At 41.8% G+C, this 22,680-nt stretch carries 18 protein-coding genes; 5 read left to right on the top strand and 13 right to left on the bottom strand.

The window, feature by feature from the left end:
• Positions 1-16: 16 nt before the first annotated feature.
• The 5 genes from QFZ80_RS05370 to QFZ80_RS05350 all read right to left on the bottom strand — a co-directional run bounded on the left by QFZ80_RS05370 (position 17) and on the right by QFZ80_RS05350 (position 10,710).
• Positions 17-1,642, bottom strand: coding sequence for a hypothetical protein (locus QFZ80_RS05370; RefSeq protein WP_307548215.1), 1,626 nt, complete (start codon positions 1,640-1,642; stop codon positions 17-19).
• Positions 1,643-1,758: 116 nt separating this feature from the next.
• Positions 1,759-2,556: a Cof-type HAD-IIB family hydrolase gene (locus tag QFZ80_RS05365; RefSeq protein WP_307548216.1), complete on the bottom strand. Its 798-nt coding sequence runs from the start codon at positions 2,554-2,556 to the stop codon at positions 1,759-1,761.
• 116 nt (positions 2,557-2,672) lie between these two features.
• Positions 2,673-7,178: a PKD domain-containing protein gene (locus QFZ80_RS05360; protein ID WP_307557628.1), complete on the bottom strand. Its 4,506-nt coding sequence runs from the start codon at positions 7,176-7,178 to the stop codon at positions 2,673-2,675.
• Between the two features lie 28 nt (positions 7,179-7,206).
• A complete protein-coding gene (locus QFZ80_RS05355) occupies positions 7,207-9,654 on the bottom strand; it encodes a CARDB domain-containing protein (RefSeq protein ID WP_307557626.1) in 2,448 nt (815 codons plus the stop codon).
• Positions 9,655-9,666: 12 nt separating this feature from the next.
• A complete protein-coding gene (locus QFZ80_RS05350) occupies positions 9,667-10,710 on the bottom strand; it encodes an S-layer homology domain-containing protein (protein WP_307557624.1) in 1,044 nt (347 codons plus the stop codon).
• Between the two features lie 547 nt (positions 10,711-11,257).
• On the opposite strand from QFZ80_RS05350, the gene QFZ80_RS05345 reads away from it, so the two are divergent.
• The 4 genes from QFZ80_RS05345 (at position 11,258) to QFZ80_RS05330 (ending at position 14,022) form a co-directional block, all read left to right on the top strand.
• Positions 11,258-11,704: a flavodoxin gene (locus tag QFZ80_RS05345; RefSeq protein ID WP_307548221.1), complete on the top strand. Its 447-nt coding sequence runs from the start codon at positions 11,258-11,260 to the stop codon at positions 11,702-11,704.
• 21 nt (positions 11,705-11,725) lie between these two features.
• Complete coding sequence (locus QFZ80_RS05340) at positions 11,726-12,436, top strand: hypothetical protein (RefSeq protein ID WP_307548222.1); 711 nt, start codon at positions 11,726-11,728, stop codon at positions 12,434-12,436.
• Between the two features lie 17 nt (positions 12,437-12,453).
• Complete coding sequence (locus QFZ80_RS05335) at positions 12,454-13,287, top strand: beta propeller repeat protein (protein WP_307548224.1); 834 nt, start codon at positions 12,454-12,456, stop codon at positions 13,285-13,287.
• A gap of 138 nt (positions 13,288-13,425) precedes the next feature.
• Entirely contained in the window at positions 13,426-14,022 is a 597-nt protein-coding gene (locus QFZ80_RS05330) for a hypothetical protein (RefSeq protein WP_307548226.1), read from the top strand.
• Positions 14,023-14,095: 73 nt separating this feature from the next.
• Here the strand turns inward: QFZ80_RS05330 and QFZ80_RS05325 are convergent, their stop codons facing one another.
• Positions 14,096-14,836 carry a pseudouridine synthase gene (locus tag QFZ80_RS05325; RefSeq protein WP_307548227.1) on the bottom strand — a complete coding sequence of 247 codons (741 nt, stop codon included), beginning with the start codon at positions 14,834-14,836 and terminating at the stop codon, positions 14,096-14,098.
• A 6-nt stretch (positions 14,837-14,842) separates the two neighbouring features.
• Complete coding sequence (locus QFZ80_RS05320) at positions 14,843-16,351, bottom strand: RsmB/NOP family class I SAM-dependent RNA methyltransferase (protein WP_307548229.1); 1,509 nt, start codon at positions 16,349-16,351, stop codon at positions 14,843-14,845.
• 145 nt (positions 16,352-16,496) lie between these two features.
• Here QFZ80_RS05320 and QFZ80_RS05315 point away from each other — a divergent pair, with 145 nt between their 5' ends.
• Positions 16,497-17,006, top strand: a complete 510-nt coding sequence (locus tag QFZ80_RS05315) for a thioredoxin family protein (RefSeq protein WP_307548231.1) — start codon at positions 16,497-16,499, stop codon at positions 17,004-17,006.
• Positions 17,007-17,057: 51 nt separating this feature from the next.
• Here the strand turns inward: QFZ80_RS05315 and QFZ80_RS05310 are convergent, their stop codons facing one another.
• From QFZ80_RS05310 to yjbM, 6 genes are all read right to left on the bottom strand, one after another.
• On the bottom strand, positions 17,058-18,146 hold the full coding sequence (locus QFZ80_RS05310; RefSeq protein WP_307548233.1) for a GerAB/ArcD/ProY family transporter: 1,089 nt from the start codon (positions 18,144-18,146) through the stop codon (positions 17,058-17,060).
• A 129-nt stretch (positions 18,147-18,275) separates the two neighbouring features.
• Positions 18,276-19,475 carry a Ger(x)C family spore germination protein gene (locus QFZ80_RS05305; RefSeq protein WP_307548236.1) on the bottom strand — a complete coding sequence of 400 codons (1,200 nt, stop codon included), beginning with the start codon at positions 19,473-19,475 and terminating at the stop codon, positions 18,276-18,278.
• 21 nt (positions 19,476-19,496) lie between these two features.
• Positions 19,497-21,023 (bottom strand): spore germination protein, encoded by a 1,527-nt coding sequence (locus QFZ80_RS05300; RefSeq protein WP_307548238.1) that lies wholly within the window; start codon positions 21,021-21,023, stop codon positions 19,497-19,499.
• Between the two features lie 253 nt (positions 21,024-21,276).
• Positions 21,277-21,444, bottom strand: a complete 168-nt coding sequence (locus tag QFZ80_RS05295) for a hypothetical protein (protein WP_307548240.1) — start codon at positions 21,442-21,444, stop codon at positions 21,277-21,279.
• Entirely contained in the window at positions 21,437-21,865 is a 429-nt protein-coding gene (locus QFZ80_RS05290) for a DUF309 domain-containing protein (protein WP_307548241.1), read from the bottom strand. The genes QFZ80_RS05295 and QFZ80_RS05290 overlap by 8 nt, the downstream gene beginning before the upstream one ends.
• Positions 21,866-21,868: 3 nt before the next feature.
• Positions 21,869-22,666 carry a GTP diphosphokinase gene (gene yjbM / locus QFZ80_RS05285; protein ID WP_307440529.1) on the bottom strand — a complete coding sequence of 266 codons (798 nt, stop codon included), beginning with the start codon at positions 22,664-22,666 and terminating at the stop codon, positions 21,869-21,871.
• Positions 22,667-22,680: the final 14 nt, after the last annotated feature.

The following is a 22,680-nucleotide window of genomic DNA, read 5'->3' as shown; positions in this document are numbered from 1 at the left end:
CACCTTATTATTCTGTTTAATAGGTAAAAGGTACAGTGTATACAAATTCATTTTTATAATTTAAAGTAACTGAAGTTGAACCTGTTCCGTTACTCTCTGAATAAACCGTATTATAACTTCCAAAAGGGGATCCATTTTTAATAAAAGGAGAACTTACTACTACATCGTCCCATTCTAAATCACTTGTAAATAATTGTGTAACTTCAAATCCACGATTTGAATTAGTTATTACCAAAGGGATCGCTCTTATTTGCATTTTATCTTTAATAGTTACATTATTTGTTTCATCTTTTGCTGTTACCGTGATGTCTATCGGACTATTAGTTGCAGCATTAATTTCCGAACTAAAATACAATGAATTTGTATTATTATCAATACCATAAGTTAATCCAGTGACTGATGAATTGTTTAAATACACCGAATATGTAACAGAAGAGCCAGGAAAAGGTACTAACAAACTTTGCAAATTCAAGTTTAAGTGACTACCTAAAATTATCTTCCTATTCACTAGACTATCTCTAGGAGTAACAATAAACTTACGATCTTCTCTCTCATCTCCGTTAATGGCCGATATTGTATAAGTCTCAGCATTTAAGGCTGGTGTGAAAGTAGCCTCTGTACCCAAAATAGTCAAATGGTCTGAGGCTCCATTAAGATCAAAATAAGTATTAGGATTAGTAGTGAAGTAGTTAGCTAAATCAATAGTAATGGAAGATTCTGTGTCTAAGATAAAGTTTTCAATTTGAGCAATATGAAACGGGAGCTTCCCTTTCGTCAATCCTCCATGATGATCAACTATAAGAACATTTAGGTCAAAGTCACCTACATTTAACGGGGTTAACTCATAACCAAAAATGTAATCTCCCTCATATTTCGGTGTAATTTGAATATTCTCATTATTTTTATCTATAAAGATTACATCCAACATGTTTTCATCATTATCACCAAAGTAATTATTGATTTGCTCTTCAATTTCCCAACTTTGAATTGGTTCTCCTACTACGCCTTGAATTTTATCCGTTGTTTCCAATTGGTAAGGAGCTGAATTTATTGAGTCATACTCAAATGGGTCATAGTTATTTACCGTTTTAGGACTTACATTTCGGAGTAATCCTTTAACTTGGTCATTCGTCTGATCTTGTTCAGAGGATTGATTCATTAGTTTAAGAACATCAGAAATATCAAACTTATATTCATCCGGATTCCCTGTATTAGGGACTACAATAACTTGGAAAGTATCTGTGATCTGAGTGTAAGATAGTTCTTCTTCTTCTTCTTCTTCTTCTTCTTCATACCTTATTCCAGTTACGGTAAATGTCGCTTTACCTACGGAACTAGTAGTAATTTCATAGACCCCATGATTTCCTAAAGTGAATTTGCCCTTAGCGATGTTCAACTCAGTCTCATTCTGTGCGACAGACATATATTCAGCACTGTACAATGAATCTAAATCAATATATTTGGTTCCGTTTAATGGTATAACAATCGTCGTTATTTTCTCTACTGGAGTTGGAGGTTCAGAAGATGTTGCATACCCCTGCTGAGCAGGAGCCACCATAAAAGGCACAGCCAAAATCGCTGTGCTAGCAATTGCCCCTACTATTTTCTCCTTTTTACTATAAGCTTTCTTCTCTTGCCCCATTTTTACACCACCGTTATCAATTTTCTTTCTCTTATTCTACCATACGACATAATATGGAAGAACCCCCTAAAACGACAAAAATCCTCAAAAACCGAGGATTTTATCGAATTTTTATATTATAAACAATATTTCAAGATAGCCTCACGCACACCCTCGTCATTATTAGAAGATGTTACCGCATCCGCTGCTTCTTTCACACCTTCTGGCGAATTCTCCACAGCGATGCCGAGTCCTGCAAATTCCATCATTTCGAGATCATTATAGTAGTTGCCGATAGCCATAATCTCACTAGGATCAATCTCTAATGAAGCAGCCAAAGCTTTCAAAGCGTTGCCCTTATTGGCCTTTGCACTCATCACATCAATAAAGAGGTCGCCACTGCGAATCATCCGCAAATGACCGTATAGCCTCTGTTCTTCCCATTCCTTTTGAACGCGATCCAAATCATGCTGGCTAAAAAGTGTAAATTTCACAATCGGCAGCCCCAGCTCCGAGACATCTGTTACGAGTTTGGGGTTAATCAGAAACTTTTGATACATCTGTTTTTCGTACTCGCTGATCCGTTCAATATACATGTTAAAAGAGGTACATACATCAAAATGAATACCTTCTCTCCGCACATAATCCAACATAGGCTCAATTTCAGGATGCGTAAAAGCAAACTCATTGACTAACGTCTGGCCCCGTTCATCCGCGTGAACTGTCGCCGCGCCATTGTGTGTAATCATCGTTCCCTCAAGCCCAAGTTGTTGTAGGATTGGAAGCGTGCTCGCTGGAGCTCTTCCGGTACATAACACAATGTGACACCCTTGATCATGTACCTCTTGAATCGTTTCAATCGTGCGTTCTGTTAATTCATGCTCATCATTTAAAAGAGTTCCGTCTACATCCAGTGCTATTAATCGATATTTCAAGGTTTTCTCTCTCCCTTGTACTTCGCCTTTTTATCGATTTATTGTACCATAGGAACATTGTGTATTCATCGATTTACATAAAAAAAAGACAGTTATCCGAAGATAACTGCCACCAATTATTGAACCCTATGAACTCCGACTGACTTATTGACATTGCCAATGATTTGGACAGGAATGTCCTCCTTTTTCACAACACCGTTGTGGTAACGAATTTGAAAATGAATGGTTTGCAGCCCTTGAGGCAAGCCCTCCGCGAATGACTGGAATTTCGCATCAAATAGTTCTCCGCTAAAAGAGGTCGCATCCCCTCCCGCTGCAACTAAACGTTCAGTCACATAAAGCGCATGCCCATCTAACCCTGTCGTATCAATCCAAGCTGTCACTTCGTCCACAGGAGCAGGTGAACTCTTGCTAGAAACTATGAAAATTTCCCCAGAGTAGAAGTCCTTAGGTGCCGAAACTGTTTGGTGACCGCTCTTTTCATGCAAAATCAACCAGTTGTCTGTATAAGTTACATCCGATTGTATCGTCAAGGGCATTGCAGCAATCATTCTAACTGCGGTATTGGAAAGACGTCCATCTGATACAGTTAACGACACCTTATACATACCAGGCACTAGGTAGTGATGCGAAAAATCCTTTGTGGAAAAAGTAGTTGTAACCCCATCAGGCTGCTCTAACTTCCACGCATAAGTTAGAACATCACCATCTGGGTCGAAAGAGGTATTGATGCTTGTCACTACCTCTCCCTCCCAAACCGGCTTTGGAGTCCAATCAAATTCAGCTGCAGGCGCTCGATTGATATAAAACCATGTTTGGGCTGAATAATCTGACCAAGTAGCCCCATCAAATACTCTGACTCTGACGCGGAGTTTTTGACCAGCTGGCAGCTCCTGATTGACCATCCAATTCCCTACGTTTGCATTAGTCCCCTGATAGAACTGCCCTGAGTCCAGTAACAATACATCATTAGCCTCATTGGTAATTTGCATTTGGAAATAAGTGAAGGTTGTACCCGGATCAGGATCGGTTTGGCTCCATTCAAAAGTAGGCCGCAGCTCGGAAAAAATGGTAGGCGCAGCTTGCGTCCCGCTCGGAATCGTCATGCTGGCTACTGGAGGTCTATTGGTTGTGAACCAACCAGTGTTTGACCATTCAGACCAGTATCTCTCATCGTGAACTCTTACTTGAACTTGGAAAGGTCCATTTTGATCCTGGATGTAAGGAAGATAAAACCACTCTGTAGCATGAGTATTCCAAGTAGTAGCGATTGTATAGTAATCGCAGTCGTTCCAAGAATTACTTTCGCTATCATAACTACAAAAGTGTGCATAGTTACCGTATCTTTGAGCATCGTACACATTCCCATACTGATTATACTTAACTTGAACACCATTAGCGTCTAGAATACGGTATTGGAATGTGCGATATTCCGTAGGAGTGTCTGGGTCACTCTGATTCCAAGAAGGTTGCAAAAATCCAGAAGTGATAGGTGTAGGATTAGACTGTGAGCCATTCGGATATGTCAACGTTGCGGTTGGAGGAAAGCCCTTTGCGAAATATCTCTCAGACCAGCCTGACCATTCACCCTTCTCATCCTGAACTCTAATTCTCACCTTATATGTTTGATTAGGCTGTACGGTCATCGGGTAGGAATAATTCAACGAAACAACGTTACCATCACTAAGCGAATTATGCGTTCTAGCAACAACGGGGTTATTCTGACTAACCCATTGATATTGCGGATTGTTGTAGTAGTTGTAATAGTAGTATTGCACGTCTATTTCCGAGCGTACAATTCGGCTATCAGCATCGTAATCTACCGCATTCCAAGTAAATAAAGGATTACTCCCTGCTGCTCCAGACGGATTATTCATATCCGTACTTGTATGGCTCGTGATATCAACAAAAGGCGCATGATTCGCAGGTGGTGAGTCTAGCCACAATATAGCTTCTGCCCAATCAGACCACGCACCGTATTCATCTTTAACAGCTACCCTAAACGTATAAGCCCCCATTTCTTGTACTCTCGTTAATTTTCCATTTACCGTTGTACCATCTGGTTTTATGTACTCATATCTTCGCTCAATTATTCCTCGAGAAGCCGAATAATCAATGCCAGTTGGTTCCGTAGAGTAAGTCCAGCTGTTTAACCAACGATCAGGATCATAGCTCTGATCATCGTAAGTTACGTTATAATAGATATCTTGATTTACATTCAAAACCCCTATAGGTCTACGATGGATCAATACATTTCTAGAATACGGGTCAGATTCAGACATGTACTCAGCAAAGGCTGAATTCGGATATTTAAAGCCAACAGGTGTAGGATCATCTGCACCAATAAAGGTTAATTTATAAACCCCTACCTTATCTAGTGTTTTTATCGGATCTCCATTAAATGTTTGATTATTGTAGGCTGAAAGTCCACTTTTACCATCCCCCGAATCTAAAAATTTCGTCGAGTTCGTTTGCTCGTACTTCCATTTATCCTTACTAATCAAATGATCGTCACTTTCAGGATCCACAAACTCCGTAGAGTACGTCAGTTCTTCCCCCACAATGCCGGTATCGCTAATTTTATTGTTGTCTACAATCGGCACTTTGACATAGAAATTACGGAAGTGAGAGCCATATCCACCAATGAAAAATCCATAAGTACCTTCTGTTATTGCAAGATCGGTTACTTCCATAATAGGAACTGTACCCATCCGTACCTTTATTTTTCCACCTCTAACACTAACCTTCATGTTGTTAAAAGAGGTCGTAGACAACCAGACTGGCGTTGACTGTAACTCGGTACGCACACCACCAACGAACTTCGATAAGCTTATTTTGTTTGTTGTAAACTCTAATCGATACATCGTATTGTTATTAGTTGCCCTGAAGATTAAACCCGAAGGGGCATTCACATTCGTATTCACACTTGATTGTAAGAAATCGAACACGTAATCTGCGTCTGCAACACTCGTATCCTTCTTCATGGTTTGACCAATTTCCGCTAAAGCGTAGCTAGAAGGACTAGTCGTTCCACCATTTATCTTATAGTAGTAGAATTTACGTTCAGATTGACTATCATCTTCATCATAGTGAGAAACATAGCTGCCTACACTACAAGAACCACAAGACGTCCATTGGAAGTTCCATCTTCTCAACTTATAATGCTCTTCTTGAAGAACGACTTGAAACTCTCCATCTGCACTTAATCCTGCCGAGGATACCGTATATCTAAACCTCTCTTGAAGCGTTTGTTCGTGAGAGAAGGTATTAGTTGGTCTAGTTCCTTTGGTCGTATATGATGCGAGTTGGTTTGCATACTTATCGGCAACAACGATTTTGTTCATACCATCAACGATATAGACATATCCATCAGCCGATACAGAATAATTCACATCGACTAAGGTTGAACTATCACTATCTGAACCGTCACCTCGTATTACGCTGCCATCCTCATACCTAGAACGATTATTAAAGTAGATATCTTTGTATATTTCTAATTTTTTAGTAACACCTGTTTGTTTATTATAAGAAACAAAGTATTCACTAATCGTTCCTGCTCGGTTACTACTAGAACCCCAACTCCCAGAACTATATGTATCCGTAGTTAAATTCATTGGTTGTTCTCGATATAGATATACTTCTGAGTCCTCATAAATGCCCGTTAGAGTAGGAGCAGGTGTTACTGTATTCGCAGGTACTTCTAAACCAGTCTCTACATCAAGCCAAGTCGTCACTACACACCAACATCCGTAGGAATAGGTACCTCCAAGTGATACCTTAGTTCCATCATTGTTTAGTTTCAAGTTAGGATGAGGTGATCTTACTCCACTTTCACTAGAAGAACAGTCACCAGAACAGCCATCATAGTTGTATTGACCAGAACGTTTCCAAGATACTGTACCATCAGCAGTTTTACGATAAATAGTCCATGTCTCAATATAATCATTATCGTTATAATTGTAGGCATTGTAGTCTACTGAATAAGCTCCACCTTTAGCATCATATGCTAGATACTTGCCTGGATTATCCGGTGTAGGCTTATTAGGAATATACTTTTGTTGTACATAATCATAAGTATTTCCCAAACCTCCATCTATCCTAGTATTAGTCCCGTCAAAAAATGGAATGGAACCAATAGAACCAACTCCATATCTGTTACCCAAAAATTGTGTATTAAATAACTGAGGAACAGGGAAAGTATGCCAAGCGTTATAGTTTGTTTTTTGGTACTGTTCAGGGGTAATAGTTAACCCAGTGGCAGGGCCATTAAAAGGCTGTTTACCATAATGAGATGTTAAACCATTGGTAGCAGTGTTGTAAGTAAATCCAATATCCTTAACTTTATTCAAATTAGGATTAGTTAAAGATGAACCTTGCCACTGATCCCCATATGCCATTAGCATTTCATTTTCCAGTGTTGTATGAAACAAAGGAGGTTCTGGATTCGCACTTGTGACCGTAAACGAAACTTCGGGAGAGTCATTTTTGATATCAACCACATAGCTTCTGGTATTCGTTAAACCCCAATCCTCCTTTGTTTTTACCGTTAATCTATACTTACCTACCTTAGGAGCTGTAAGAATAGCCGGCCCACCAACGGATATCGGTATATTTAAAGGCATATGGTCGTTGAAAATTCCATCGTCATTGCTATCGTACACATATGTAATTGACGTTTCTACGATTACATCTCCATCGGGACTGTAAGATAAATCCCTGAACTGAACATTTCCTCTTACAGCAAAAGATTGGTAGGTTGATAACAGCTACTGGAGGTTTATCCTCTACAACGTTTATGTTTTTAATTGCTATGTTTTCCGGCAAGCTGCGTACTCCGTAATTGTCCTTTACTTCTAAGGTTACAGTCTCTATACCGACATTGGGATAAACGGGGAGATTATTCGTCCAAAAATACTCCGTTATCGTTCTGTTCTTAGCTGGTTTGCTGCAAGCTCCATTTATCGCATTAGCTGCAAGTGGGCGGTTTTGTACGACACGGTTTGGTACGTTAATACAGGGTAAAGGCTCAGGACGCATGATAGTTATGGTTGCATCCTTTTGTGTACAAGCTCCCTTATCATCACACATTTTCGCAGTTATAGTATGGTCACCGGCTGTCGATGCCGTTAACCATGTAAGCTTATCCTCACCCTTTAGATAACCCATAGAAGGAAAGCTCTTGATCCAATTACTTGAGCTGCTTGGAAATAACCACTCGAAAGTTACGATATCATCGTCAGGATCGTAGTGGTTAGGTGCAATTTCTGGCAACAACCTTACATTTAATTTATCACCAACAATGGAATCGGATATAGGAGTCCTACTATAGTAATCAGCATCAGCAAACCATCCAATCTCAAATTGAGGTGGTCTATTCGGAGGTTTTGGACCAACTGTAAACTTGCCTTCATAGAAATATGAAGTTCCCCCACAACTATCCTCAAGCTTATATTCAATAACTACTTCGCCGCTTGTAATATTGCCTGGATAACCCGTAAAACCCATCATCCCATAAGCAAAAATGGACATATCACTCACAGAAGTACTACTTAGCGAACTCCAACCGTACTGAATATATGCACCCGTAGTTTGGGATAAAATGAACCTACCTCTAACAGGTGTACAACCAGAGGGAATCGTCCAATCTGCTTTAATGAGGTTGGAATCTTTCCAAGGAATTGAGGGCTTATCGGCTGAGGTAGTTCCGCTAAAGTTTCCACCGCTTGGTGTACAGCTGGCTTGGGGAGTAATGATCTGAGTAAGTATGTTATTAGAGGCAGTTGTTTCTGAGACAACGTCATTGGAGTCAACGGCTAGCGTGATGCTTTTCATACTGCTGAAGGTGTAGGGGATAATCTCGGTTTTGGTCTCTCCTGAGGTAAAACCAGATGTGTAGGAAAAAGTTTTGAACACTGTGCCGTCTGCGGCTAGGGTTACTTGGAAGGATGTTCCACTTGAGATGGATACTCCGGAGTTTTTGAACTTGATGGTGAGGTTGGTGCTAACATTTGATAGTACGCAAGCGCCTGCGTCGATGGATATGGATGCTAGATCGGGTTTGTCGGGTGGAACAAAAGTGACTTCTATGTGGGTTTGGTACTTGTAGGTTTCGCCTTTCCATTTGCCGATAGCGTACATGTGGTAATTACGTAATAGACCATATGGTGGTGTTTGGCCCCCCGTGATTGCATCCAGTTCTTCATAGTCTGTAGGACCCACTGAATCGTCAAGGGCTAGCATTGTTCTGATCATCCCTTGGCCGTCTGTTTTCCCTTTTCCATATGATAACGGAATTGCCTGTGAATCTGGATGCTGTTCAGCTCCAACAATTGCGATGGCACTCTGGACTAACTTATCGCCATCTGTTATTTCAGGTGATCCGAGTTTTAGTGAGACAGAAGACTCATCCAAAAACCAACGATTGGGTCGAACTACCTCATAAGCAGTTGTAACTGCCCACCCTTCTTTACTAAAATCTTTTATACCATCTCCGCTTGCAGGTGAATCAGATTGACCTGAAATTTTGTATTGATCTGTATCATAGTTATAACGTAAATCTGGTCCATTTATTGTACCTCCAATAACACGATAATCGAAAGGCATTGCTGTATACCTATATCTTCCTGCAGTAGGTATACGACCAGGATAGGGAGAAGGATTTCCGTATACGCCGTTAAACTCAACAGCAGGAGTCTCTTCACCCATGTGTTCCCATATAATTCCTGGAGGTTGTCTATAAATTTGGTGTCCTGGTTTTGTTTCAGATATACCATATACAGGAATTTCGATCCCATTTAAGGATGCTATATTAATTGTGGAACCCATAAAACAGCTCGAACATGCTAGTTCTGTTCCATTATTAAATATTTTTACGGAAGTAATAGTACCAGATAAAAAAGGACTAATATCCTTATTTATCTGCTTTGACGCTAAGGCAGAATACTGTGTATCCACAAAATACTCCTTAAATAATCCTTGTTCATAATCATAATACAAAGTTTTGGAGCTAGCAGCACTCGCTGGGAAACTATCAATAAAAGGTGCAATTAACTGTGATATTAATAAAATTAAAACGATCCTCGAGATTAAGCTTCGCAAAATAATTACCTCCTAAGGCCTTGCCACATCAACCTCACTACCTATCACGTCAAATACTAAACCAGTTTTAGCGAGGTCTTTTTTTATACCATAAGCTACATAACCCGAATAAATTCCTGGGACAGCGAAACGTACAGTTCTTGGTAATCCGTCCATAGAGAGAAGCAAAGTTCCAGTTCGATCATATAAAGTGATAAATTGATTGACGAAAAGATTAAAATTGTCCTCAGCCAATTCTTCTACTTTAACAGTGAATTTTGCTAACACCACAATATCCCTGTTTTTATCTACGTTACGATGCCATTTTGACATATCGACATATCCCATATATGGATCATTCTCATCCGACGGATCTGCAATAACCACCTGGTCTAAAGTAACCGTAGCACCCTGCCCCGCACTCCATGTCTCGCCAATATTCTTGGGCTTTAGTCCAAGAACATACTCGACATTACTATTCGCCGTCTCAATCAGTGCCTGACTAATCGCATACTTATCTACCGGTAACTTTTCACCTTTTTTTGCGGACAAGATACGCTCAATAATCGTTATCGCCTGTGCTCGAGTACTTGTCCCATAAGGCGCTAAATCTGTCGTACTAACACCATGAATCAAACCTAATTGAACAGCATCAAGCATTGACCCCTTCAGAGCTTTATCCACACTCCGAGCACTTAACATAGCCATTTCAAAGCGTTGAAGTGGTTCATTATATCTTTCTGGAAATTCCACTGGAATAACACTTAACTCCTTCAGCCTGTTAACATAAGGCACGTACCAATCATTTCCCTCAACCTTTTCTACTTTTTCACCTGCTGCAGAAGATAACATTTTGATAAACTCTGCACGGCTAATCGGTAAATCCGGTTTAAAACTTCCATCGTCATAACCATCCACGTATTTCTTTTCAACGGCTGTTTGAATGGAAAGCTCTGCCCAATGCTGATATGTGTCCATGAACTTACTCGGGCTTTGTGCTGAGGAATTAATCGCATCATACCCAATGGATGCTGCGCATAATACCGAACATAAAATAATTGAAAACCTTTTTCTCATAATAATCCCCTCTTTCTATTGGTCATCTGTATATACAAAACGTGACATATCAATATCGATCGATAGTAGCGAATTATATAAAAAACCGCCCAGCAATCGCCTAGCACACAGCGACACATGGGCGGTTCTTCCGCACACATTCCATATTCTTCTTGTTTAAAAATACCATAAACTAGTAGTTTTGTAAATCTCTAATTTTAAGATGTTACTTTTCCGCTTCGTTATCCTCCTCCTTGAACTTAAAGTTTTTTAAGATAATTGTTGCAAATGGATTGACTTTACAAATGAGAATGGTTATCATTCAAAATAGTAAATGAAAATGAAAATCATTATCAATATAACTTTATTCAGATTGGAGTGTGTTAGAACGTGGGACTTTTGTTTGAAATGGTTAAAAACAGGGAAAGTCACCGAGATCAGGAGTGGACCTATTCTCAAGAGAATACGAATTCCATGAATGTACAGGAACTATCGACATTATTTGTTTTACAAACTGGAGAACTTCGTAAGCAGGAATATGACATCATAACAATTAGGGGGAATTAGGATGAGTAGAATCATTATAGTTTTTGCAAGTATGACAGGTAATACGGAAGAGATGGCAGATGCGATTGCAGAAGGATTGATAGAGGTAGGCATTGAGCCTGTTGTAAAGAACGTAATCGATACGAACGCTGAGGAGATTACCCACTATGACGGTATCCTACTTGGCAGTTACACATGGGGAGACGGAGATTTAGCAGACGACTTTCTCGACTTTTACGAAGAGATGGATGACATTCAGTTAGATGGGAAAAAGGCGGCAGTATTCGGATCATGTGATTCTTCCTATTCCGAGTATGGAGCAGCCGTTGATACATTAGTGACGAAACTGAAGGACCTAGGAGCGGAAGTAACTCTGGATGGCTTAAAGATTGAACTGTCTCCTTCAAAGGATGACAAAGCACTATGCCGACAATTCGGCAAACAGTTCGTGCAATCGTTGGGCGTATAGTCCACTAATTATAAATTTACAATGAACATACAAACTGAGTATAAGGTTGCATCACTGCCGCTACTTGCCGATTACCAACTCGAGAGTTGGATACGTGCTTACTTTTCCGAACATGGTCACACATCTCCCCAAGACTTGGATTGGAAGCAATTAACCCAATATGCAGCGTATCACGCTATTAACGAGTGGTATTCCCTGTATCCTAAATCTAGAACTAAGCAAACACTGACCGAATTGTTTGATCGACGATGGACCAATAAAGTACATAAGTTCCTTTCGTCAGAGTTTTATGAAGATGTCAAACACATTGTGACCGCTCATCTGTATGGTTTCCTATCAGATACTGGTAGCTCGGAAAACCCCCTTATACTGTTCGAAAATATGAATGTTTGGGTCAAAGAGCTTGACATTAGTCTATCGATGATCGTTCAGGTCATGGAATCATTCAAGAGTTCATTCGTTATCCATAAATATATGATAGATCCGTGTCAAGCGGCGATGGAACTATTCGTCCATATGACAGTCGTATTCTGCTATAAGGCATTCGGTCAGCTTCCAGAACATCTGAGTATCTTTCAGTTGATGAGTGGCGAACGTCATACCATATCTACACTGGACTGCGATCTGAGTAAATCGATGGATTATCTTCGACTTGTAAAAGAGGTCTATAACGAAAGCCGCACTTGTTCGTGCTGCGCCACCACATCCAGTACCGGACGAACTATCATGTAAATAGTAGGAGGAGCTTCATGGATTCAAATCAATTATGGCACTCAACCTATGATATGCTGCCGCTCGGCTTCTCAACATTAGCCGCTTCAGATGATGGGATTTTATTTGCTGGTACATTGGGTTCAGGCGTGTATCAATTCTCCGCCCTTCGCTCCTGGGAACGCGTTTCCCAGGGTTTCCCTGAAGGAATCCTGATCCATCGACTTGATTGGGTAGATGCACAATTATTCGCGTCTACAAACCATGGGCTGTATCGATTGGATGATGATGTTTGGCAAGCAACGTCATTACGTGCCCCCTGCTATCATACACTAAGTTGGGGAGATCAGTTAGCATTAACGGATAGTGGATTGATGTGTAGAGGTAATGGGAAATGGCTGCCATTCGCTTATCCTGAGAAGAAAACATTCGATCTAATGGTCACGCCGCATTTTCTTTTTCTTGGCTACGAAGAAGGTATCGCCTACTATGATGTGTTTATGAGCGAATGGTGGAGTGTCTCCATGGATCAGCCGATTAAGAGCTTGGCAGTATACAATCAGATGGTTTTGGGAACAACAGCCAAAGGTGGTTTGGTACTGGGGAATAAAAATGGCGGTTTTCAACAAATACAGTTTGAAGGTATATTCATCTATCGCTTGGTAGCCAATAACGGAGATGTCTACGCGTGCGCGAACTCAGGTATTTATAAAATATCTGATTTAAAGGGGCGCATTATTCTTCGCTCTATGAACATACAAGCGGCTGTGACGGACCTCGTAATATCGAACAATATCATGTTTATTTCCACGCTGAACTCTGGTATACGGTATAGTACGTTGAATAGATCTGGTTTTCAAAGCAATTTGTAATTCCAATAGTATAGGGCCTGTGGCTGCTTGTTTCTTATTTGAAACGGCAGATCATAGGCTCTTTTTGCCATAACGATTGTCATATGTGTGCTAGATTTAGAATAAGTAGTAATAGAGAAGAAAAGGAGGACCGCTTGTATGCTAACTTTAAAATCATGGACTAGTTTTTTTAACAAGGAAACACCTGAATTGTATGAAACCGTTAAAGTCCGTGCACCTCGCGATTTTTTTAACCGGGCAGAAGTTTTTATTGAGGATATCCAATACACAACAAATCAAGAACTGCTTGGTATGAATATAACGTTCCTCGTAAAACTATTATTTGATAATTTTCTTGATCACGTACGCCAAGATAAAGATTTGTATGATTACTTGTTGGATTTGAGAGAAACCTACAGTCATTTTTTAACCACGAATCCTAACGTTGTAGGTAACAATCTGCGAGATATCAATAGAGTTGCGAAGTTTCAATGGAGTTTGTCTAACGTGTCTAGTTTGGCCAGTACAAGAGATTATTTGACCCTTAATATAGACATCCATCCAAAAGAAGTCAACCGAATAGCCGTATTTTTCGATGATTGGGATTGTAAGTATGAGATTCCTTTAGGTATGGACCTGAATGAGCTTTTGTCGTTACTCTTTATTGAATTCATCACAGAACTAAGGAACGGACTTGCTGAGGAGACCAAAAAGGAGATTATTGCATCCATCTTAAAGAAATGGGAAGAGCGTTAGCAAGATCCAAAATAAAACACGCACAATCTGTTTCGTACAATCCCGTGACTGTGCGTGTGATTCGTTATTAACTTTAAGTGGCATTCTGCAAAGCAAGAAGTTCATCTTTACTCAACTCTCTCGCCTGACCCAATTCTAAACTTGGATCTAAGGCAAGTGGCCCCATCGAAATTCGTTTCAAGTATACGACTTTTTTGCCTACGGCTTGAAACATTCGTTTCACTTGATGGAATTTGCCTTCCATGATCGTTAGTTCGATTTCCGAAGGCTCATCTTCAGACTCTTTGCCGGTCTTTAAAATTTTTAAAATACCAGGAAGTGTTTCATAACCATCGTCCAAAGTAACGCCTTGGGAAAATGCTTCGCGGTCTGATTCGCTTACCTCCCACTCCACTTTCGCGAAGTAGGTTTTGGGTACATGTTTACGTGGAGAAAGAAGATTGTGGGCCAATTTCCCATCGTTCGTTAGCAAAAGAAAGCCTTCTGTATCCTTGTCCAGGCGTCCAACAGGGAAAACCTCGAATGGTGCATAGGCCTTATCCAAAAGGTCCACAACCGTGCGGTCACGATTGTCTTCTGTGGCAGAGACGACCCCCTGCGGTTTATTCATCATGAGGTAAACGAATTCACGGTACATCACCGGTTCACCGTTTACAGTGATGATATCGGTATCGGGATTCACCTGCATACCGCTGTCTTTGACTTTCACACCGTTGACGAAAATCGCGCCTTCTTTAGCCAGGCGTTTGAGTTCAGAGCGTGTGCCGATGCCTACATGGGCGAGTATTTTATCGAGCCTTTGTGTTTGTTTCATGACCGCTTAGGTCCACCTCCAGCCGGGCGGGTATTCGTTCTTCAGCATCCCGTCATGCCATTTGCCCCAGCCGACGGGATGCCCTTCAATGCAGACCAGGCAGTAGCCTTTGGCTGCCTTGGTCACTTCCGGGTCGCGGATGATCTCGCTCTCCGCGACTTCGAGCGTCTCGCCCTTCAGGTACCGAAGGGCTCGCTCGTCGCTCGAAGCCAAGCTCAGCGCTCGCTTGGCTTCGAGCATGCGCAGTCCCATGGCTAGCGCATGGGACGGTTCGAATCGGCCGCGGTGCAGCGCGCCGATGTACCAGCCCGGCCGCACGACTTTCAGTCCGTGCAGCTCGGGCAAACCTGCCGGCGACGCATACGCGTGCTCGCCGTAACACACGAGCCGCTCTAGTGCGAAGGGCTCGCTGCGCAGCAGCTCGCCCGAGAACGCCTCCAGCGGCTCCAAGCTCACAGCCGCGCGAGTCGACGTCTCCGCGCGCCCCTTCCGCAGCGCCTCACGGCTGCTGCGCTTCCCCGCTACTGATGCCGACATAACGTCGGCTTCAAAAGATTCTACGACAGCTTCCACATCCGAATCCCGCCGAAGCACAGCAACAAAATGCCCCTCACCCCGCAACCGATGCGGCCAAAGCCGAGCAGTCCCAGCCACCGCCTCCCGAGCGCGGTCAGAAAACTCCCCCTCACACCAAGGCAACCGCAGCCAATCCGGCCTTCCAGCACCAAACCCCTCTACCGGAACCACATCAAACGCCGAATGCTTGTCCAAAAACTCTGCGATCTGCGCTTCATTCTCCTCCGGTGAAAACGTGCAGGTCGAATAAACAATCAGTCCACCGGGCGCAAGCATTTGGGCAGCCTGACCCAGCAGTTCTCTCTGCATGCTAGCAAATTCCTGAACAGAATGACGCTCCCACTGCTGCATCATCTCTTCTTCTTTGCGGAACATCCCTTCACCCGAACAAGGCGCATCTATTAATATTTTATCAAAATAGCCATGGAAGGCCTTTAACATCCGCTCCGGCTTCTCATTCAAAACGATCGCGTTTCTAACACCCAAAAGCTCAAGGTTTTTCACTAGTGCCTTCACACGATCAGAATGAATGTCATTAACAACAAGAACCCCTTCGCCTTGAAGCTTAGCGGCTATTTGCGTTGACTTCCCGCCAGGTGCGGCACATAAATCGAGTACACGCTCCCCTGGGCGTACTTGCAGCAATTCTACAGGAGCCATTGCGCTTGGCTCTTGAATATAGTAAAGCCCAGCATGATAATAGGGATGCTTACCCGGGCGTTCACCTTCTTCATAATAAAACCCCTCGGAAACCCAAGGCACCGCTCTCAGCGCAAATGGACTTTTCGCCAAAAAATCCGCCTTTTCCACCTTTACTGTGTTCACCCTTAATCCAAACGTTCTCGGTTGGTCATACGATTCCAGAAATTGCTCAAATTCATTTTCACCCAATAAATCAATCATCTTTTCTCTAAAAAGAGCAGGCAGCTGCTTCGTCATCCGGACATCTTCTCTTTCATCTTTTAATATCGGTATTATATCTAACTTGTCACCAAACAGCCAATTATTTTCAAAATACCAACAGGATATGCTATACTTTTTATAGAAGGTAGTAGAAAGTAAACATTATAAAGAGGTGCATACATTGAAGAAGCTGCTTATTTATCTAGGCATTGTTCTTGTTTTATTTGGAGGCTTATATTTCGTTAATCAGCAGTCTACCAAATCTTCGGACAAAGCTAATGCAGGCAATCCATATGGCGTTGCCGCATCCAAATTAAATCCGGAAACAGTGAAACAATTAACGGATCCGAACTACCAGAACCTCATTCTACCGAAGGATTTGGATCAAAGACTGAAGAACAAAGAAACATTTTTCCAATATTATTACGCTTCGACCTGTCCACATTGTAAAGTAACGACCCCTGTTCTTGTTCCGATACAAAAAGAGCTTGGTATTGATGTTAAACAGTTCAACTTGGAGGAATTCAAGGATGGCTGGCAGAAATATAAAATCGAATCCACACCTACACTTGTCTACTACAAAAATGGTGTAGAAGTCGAGCGAATTGTGGGCGGAGTTCCTGAGCCAGGCTCAAACGGTGGTAACACGCCAGAAACTTTCAAAGCCTTTTTCCAAAAGTATAAAGGTTAATCCTACGATAAAAGCAGCGGAGATTCCGCTGCTTTTTCTATTCACCTAACGTTATCGTGTTTTTCGAAAAATAGCCATAACGAGTAATAACAGAGGGATGACAAACCCGAATGTCCCTGAATAGAAGACCCATATTTTAGACGCAAATTGAATGAAATAAGCCGTGTTAGGGTAAGCAATGACCGAAAGAACGACTAATATCATGCCCAAAGGTAGATAAAGCTGCCGAACATCCCTCAGATTAAATATTTCACCGAAAGTCATTGTGGCCGCATAGAAGCATATGGAAAGCTTGAAGTAAATGGTAATAAACCAGATCCCTGCCATGAAGACCTCTAGACGTTCAAGGATAGAACCAATACTAATTTTTTTGGCTAAACTATAGCTCGGATACATTAGAACTGCCGTTAAAGCATCTCCCATTACAAGAATGGATAAGAGCGATATGATACTTAATAAACTTCCGCCAATGGAAACCCCGACTAGGAATGATCTCCTCAGTTTTTTCGTTGAATTCACGAAAGGAATAATCATTAAGAAGACAACAAGCTCCAAGTATGGAGTTCCAATAAGTGGAACCGCTGCACGTACGATAGGTTTCAATCCATAGCCAAAAATAGGCTTCAAGCAGTCAATTTGCATTTCGGTGGGGAGTAGAACGCACATAAGGAAGAAGAATATTAATACCCATGGCAGGAAAATTTCCGAAGTTCGAGTGAATGTCTCCAACCCATTTCGAATACCAAGAATGATGACGCCTAAGAAGAAGATATGTGTGAATGGCAGTGGCGTGTCCACTAAAACCTGTGCTGAGATAAAATCCCCAAGATTGCGAAGAACGAGTGCCGCCAGAATGAAAAAAAAGAAAAAATAAAGTAAGGACACCGTTTTTCCCATCCACTTCCCCATAAGTTCCTCACTATAAGCAACCAATGTTTGTTGGGGGAATCGTTTTCCAAGCGCTTGATACAGGATAACTAGCAATAAACCGACAAGTAGACCCAGAATAGAGGCAATCCATGCATCCTGCTTAGCCTCATAAGCAAGTCCCGAGGGAGCTATGAGAATAGAGCTGCCAATTGTAAACAGGATAGTTAGTATGGTAAATTGATGGACGCCAATTTTTCCTTTCTCGATCATAGGACACACCTCTACTTTAGGATACCAAAAACGAAATCACTGACAGGCTTATAGAAGAAGGTAATCAAGTCAAGTGGGTTAGGTGTTTGGAAGCAATGATCATGTTCAAGAGAATTGTTAGCATTCGAATCAATCCTCCCCTGAACGCTCGATAATCGAATTATTCGTTGTTCCCAAACCACGAATATGAACATCGGTATCGATGTTCACTTTCAACTTGGAGAATTCGTTCTCCCAATCCGATTTTACTTTCAACCAGGTCTTGGGGGAGACATCTTCTATGGCTTCACCAAAGCCGAAAATATCAGCTTTGTTCTGTTTGGCCTTTTTAATTGCAGAAGTCATAATCTGTTTTAGCTTAGTTTCAGTGATTTGTTCTAGTTCATGAATGGTGTTAGGATCCAACAAATCGATCTGGCATTGAACTTCACTTATATTTTCCTCCACGAATAAACTTATGTTAATTTCTGGATTGCCGTTTACAATTTGACCTTTAACCTTTGTATTTGTTCGGTTGACCTCAATGGATAATGTTTCGCCTTGGGGACAGTTGAGATGCCCCATCGTACTTTTAACGTTTCCCATGATGTAGTTAAATCCTTTACTTTCTTCTTCGTTAAGCCAGTCTACAAGCTTATCTTTCTTAAATAGAGCTATTCCTGAATACTCCAAATAAGAAGGAGGCGTAGTCTTTGATAAATTAGATTCCGACATTCCTTTCTGCTTATCTCCTTGAATCCGAATTCCAGTCAGTACAGAATTTTTTGTAGGTGTAGCAAGGTTGGAAATAAACCGATCCAGTTCAACGCTAATGGTTGGTGCCCACGCTCTCTCAGACGACTCTAGTGTTTTAAACATTTTATTAGCTGGAATTCTTTCTATTGGGGTCAAAATTTTAAGAATACTGGCAGCCGTCGTGTCTCTGGCAACAATTATAAAGAAATCTGATCGGACTTCATGATCTCTTGCGAGGCCATCCATCACCTTGGAAATACCTTCCCGTGCAAGTTCTTCGCCAATCACGAGGATACGTAAATGAGAAGCAAATATTTTCCGAGGGCTTAATGTCGTCAACTTTCTAACTGCTTCTAACGTTGAAACCCCCGTCGCTGAAATGGTTGTAATTGAAGTACTATAGCCACTCCCTTTTTTAGCTGCTACTTCGCTCGGAATCACTATCTGTGCTGTAACTAGATAATCTTTTCCACTTTTATCTATTCCTACACCAACCGTTATGGCCAGATCATTTAATTCATGTCGATCCCAACAACCGGAGAGCACGGCGCTAAATAAGATAAGTGTACAAAGAATACGACCTAATCTTTTCATCTGGCATAGCCCTCCTCCCTTTTACTTCCGTGTTGGTTTCGTTGTTGGGGTATTATTTTCCCGAATGTTATTTTTTTGACTGATGAAACGTGGTCTAGAGAATAGTCCCCATTGAGGGAATCTAAGAATGGTATCTTTCTGGTCATCAAGGACAAAAGGTGCCATAGGAGCCATATACGGCACACCGAAGGAGCGCAAGCTGCATAAATGTTGGACCATCGCGATTAAGCCAACGGTGATTCCGAATAAACCAAACGTTGCGGCAAAAATCATCAGAATAAACCGTATAATGCGTATGGAAATGCCCATGCTAAAAGCCGGGATTACAAAGTTGGAAATAGCCGTAATGGCAACGACAATTACCATTGCCGGTGAAACTAACCCTGCATCGACAGCACCCTGCCCAATAACCAAGGCACCTACGATAGAAACAGCTTGGCCTACTGTCTTGGGGAGACGGACACCAGCTTCACGCAGGATTTCGAAGGTAACTTCCATAAGAAGTGCCTCAACAAAAGCCGGAAAAGGTATGCCTTCTCGCTGGGCGGCTAAGTTAAACAGAAGCGAGCTGGGCAATAGCACTTGATGAAATGTTGTTATGGCGATATAGAACGAAGGTGCCATCAAAGAAATAAAGAAGCACATATATCGCAATATGCGAATAAGTGTGGCAAATTCAGCCCGTTGGTAATAATCTTCAGCGGATTGGAAAAACTGGGTGAACAGTGCGGGCGCCTCAAGCACGAAGGGAGTTCCATCTACTAGGATGGCCACGCGACCCTCAAGCAGTCCTGACGCAATGACATCGGGTCGCTCTGTATTGTACAGAGTTGGAAAAAACGTTAAGGTTTCATCCTGAATAAGTTCCTCGATATTGCCACTTTCCAGAATCCCATCAATATCGATTCGTACAAGCCGGAGACGTATCTCTTCAACAATTTTGTCATTTACGATTCCATTTATGTACATGATAGACACTGTGGTTTGAGTGACTCTGCCAATCGCCATGGTTTCTAACCATAAATTGGGGCTCTTTATTCGTTTGCGAATGAGGGATATATTCGTGCCGATCGATTCCGTGAATCCATCACGAGGCCCTCTTACGACGGATTGCGTTGAAGGCTCTTCCACAGAACGCATATCTCCGCCAGCCGTATTCACAGAAAGTGCAAGTGCATAGCCATCGATTAGAATAACAGTCTCACCAGATAACATATTCTGGCACAATACTTGAAAATCTTCGATCGTTTTGACTTCTCCACAGGCATGAATGCTGTTCCTAATCAAATCTGTTGAATCATATAAACCGGTATTTATAGCTTCGATGAGCTGGGCTGTTCCTGTAAGTAGAGCATTCGTCACTTCTTGAAAAAATGATTTATTAACTAATTGATCTAAGTATACGTAGCCAATCTTATTGTTATTTTCGGTATCCAAGCACAATTCGCCGATTACAATATCGGAGCTATGTCCAAAAATCATTTTGATTTGAGCGATGTTCAGTGCAATATCAAGATAAAGGCTTTGCTGCAAATCGGGTTGCTCCATTGGCTCCCGCTCCTGTGAAAGGGGGGGAGTTGATTTCTTTCTGTTAAATAGTTGATGTAGCGTTTTCGTCCAAGATTTCAAGAGCTCGCCACCACCAAATTCATAGGAATAACTATAACTATGTCTTATGGAAAAGTTTTCCCACTTCCCGTCATTTTATGTATGAAAGGCCGGGCAACTCACTCCACACAAAAAAAGGACTTCTACCACCGCAAGGTGGGAAGTCCTTTCTCTATTTCAACCCCTCAAAAACTCAACTACTTGCACTGGTATATTGGCGTAAAGCAATCTTCCATAACGCCCTCGTCAATCCGAAACAAACCATTGCAATCCCAACACTCCAAATGACTTGCCATCCACTGATTCGAGGCTCTCGCTCATGTACTTGATAATATTTGCTCAGCTGTCGAACCTCAATCATGGCCTTCCTCCTCTTCCTGCCCAGGAGGGTGCAGCTTCAATTTCGCAAGAAGTTCACTCAGTTCATCATCTAGGATGTGAATGTTAAGGTCATAAGGAGCGAATGGTTCTTCCTTTATACGCAACAGCTTTGTTAAGTACTCCCCACTATCTCGGACCAATCTTTCCAAATCAATGCCGAGCGTATGTGCAGGGTATGGCGCTAGCTTATCAAGTCCTGCGCTAAAGAGTTTGATAGAACCGCTTACGTTTCCATTGGCATGATGATAAAGGCCCACTGCAACCTGCAGTAGACCTTGGTATAAGGGACTTCGGCCTTCCTCCAGCCAAAGCTCCTCCATCACTTCATGACATTCGAAATAGTCTCGCTGATCATTGAAATAGTATAAGTAAGCCACATATAAACGATCGTAGGAACTCATAGATCAGTTACTGTCTCCTTTTTTCGCTCTAGCGATTGCAGCCTCAATATCGGACGACAGATCACTCAAACCTTCTTCTGTCTCCCATATTTCGTTAAATCTCAGCTGAAATTGAGCGGCTTCCCGAACTCTATGATAGAAATAAAGCTCCTGAATGTTATTGAGTACGATATTTACCAAATTCGAGTTATCCTCAAACATCTTCTGAGACGCAACAATCTCACCACGAATGCTGGACATTTCCTGATCCAACAGATAAGCAGCCTCGGCTGCTTTACTAAGGCGTGCTCTAACCTCAGATGGCAATTGTTCTTTATATTTATAATTCAAAGAATGCTCGATCGTCGCCCAGAAATTCATAGCGAGCGTCCGAATTTGCACCTCAGCTAATATTCGTTTCATACCTAAAGCGGTTTGAACGGGATATTCAATAATAATATGAAAACTACGATAGCCACTCGGTTTCTTATTCGCAATATAATCTTTTTCGTAGACTACATTCATATCCTGTCTGCTGCGAATCAGCTCGGCCAAGCGATCAATGTCTTCTACAAACTGACACATAATCCGAATCCCAGCGATATCCTCGATACCGGACTCTAATTGATCCATCGGGACACTCAAACGCTTCGCTTTCTCTAGTACACTTGATATCTTTTTGACACGTCCCGTTACAAATTCAATAGGTGCATACTCTTCTCTACTCTTGAGTTCGCCACGCAGTGTCTTAAATTTTACTTTTAGCTCCTCCACCGCTTGTTCGTAAGGCAGGAGAAATTTCTTCCAATCTCGTCCATCCATCCTTTTATCCTCCA

It is taken from the genome of Paenibacillus sp. V4I7 (assembly GCF_030817275.1).
Taxonomy (GTDB): Bacteria; Bacillota; Bacilli; order Paenibacillales; family NBRC-103111; genus Paenibacillus_E.
The sequence above is the reverse complement of the archived record's forward strand: the minus strand, read 5'-3'. Positions and strand labels throughout refer to the sequence as shown.

What these genes read in the sequence shown, in the direction of transcription:
- QFZ80_RS05370 (WP_307548215.1), bottom strand. Translation starts at nt 1,642, where the DNA reads ATGGGGCAAGAGAAGAAAGCTTATAGTAAAAAGGAGAAAATAGTAGGG.
- QFZ80_RS05360 (WP_307557628.1), bottom strand. Translation starts at nt 7,178, where the DNA reads ATGCCTTTAAATATACCGATATCCGTTGGTGGGCCGGCTATTCTTACA.
- QFZ80_RS05350 (WP_307557624.1), bottom strand. Translation starts at nt 10,710, where the DNA reads ATGAGAAAAAGGTTTTCAATTATTTTATGTTCGGTATTATGCGCAGCA.
- QFZ80_RS05345 (WP_307548221.1), top strand. Translation starts at nt 11,258, where the DNA reads ATGAGTAGAATCATTATAGTTTTTGCAAGTATGACAGGTAATACGGAA.
- QFZ80_RS05340 (WP_307548222.1), top strand. Translation starts at nt 11,726, where the DNA reads ATGAACATACAAACTGAGTATAAGGTTGCATCACTGCCGCTACTTGCC.
- QFZ80_RS05335 (WP_307548224.1), top strand. Translation starts at nt 12,454, where the DNA reads ATGGATTCAAATCAATTATGGCACTCAACCTATGATATGCTGCCGCTC.
- QFZ80_RS05330 (WP_307548226.1), top strand. Translation starts at nt 13,426, where the DNA reads ATGCTAACTTTAAAATCATGGACTAGTTTTTTTAACAAGGAAACACCT.
- QFZ80_RS05325 (WP_307548227.1), bottom strand. Translation starts at nt 14,836, where the DNA reads ATGAAACAAACACAAAGGCTCGATAAAATACTCGCCCATGTAGGCATC.
- QFZ80_RS05320 (WP_307548229.1), bottom strand. Translation starts at nt 16,351, where the DNA reads ATGACGAAGCAGCTGCCTGCTCTTTTTAGAGAAAAGATGATTGATTTA.
- QFZ80_RS05310 (WP_307548233.1), bottom strand. Translation starts at nt 18,146, where the DNA reads ATGATCGAGAAAGGAAAAATTGGCGTCCATCAATTTACCATACTAACT.
- QFZ80_RS05305 (WP_307548236.1), bottom strand. Translation starts at nt 19,475, where the DNA reads ATGAAAAGATTAGGTCGTATTCTTTGTACACTTATCTTATTTAGCGCC.
- QFZ80_RS05300 (WP_307548238.1), bottom strand. Translation starts at nt 21,023, where the DNA reads ATGGAGCAACCCGATTTGCAGCAAAGCCTTTATCTTGATATTGCACTG.
- QFZ80_RS05295 (WP_307548240.1), bottom strand. Translation starts at nt 21,444, where the DNA reads ATGATTGAGGTTCGACAGCTGAGCAAATATTATCAAGTACATGAGCGA.
- QFZ80_RS05290 (WP_307548241.1), bottom strand. Translation starts at nt 21,865, where the DNA reads ATGAGTTCCTACGATCGTTTATATGTGGCTTACTTATACTATTTCAAT.
- yjbM (WP_307440529.1), bottom strand. Translation starts at nt 22,666, where the DNA reads ATGGATGGACGAGATTGGAAGAAATTTCTCCTGCCTTACGAACAAGCG.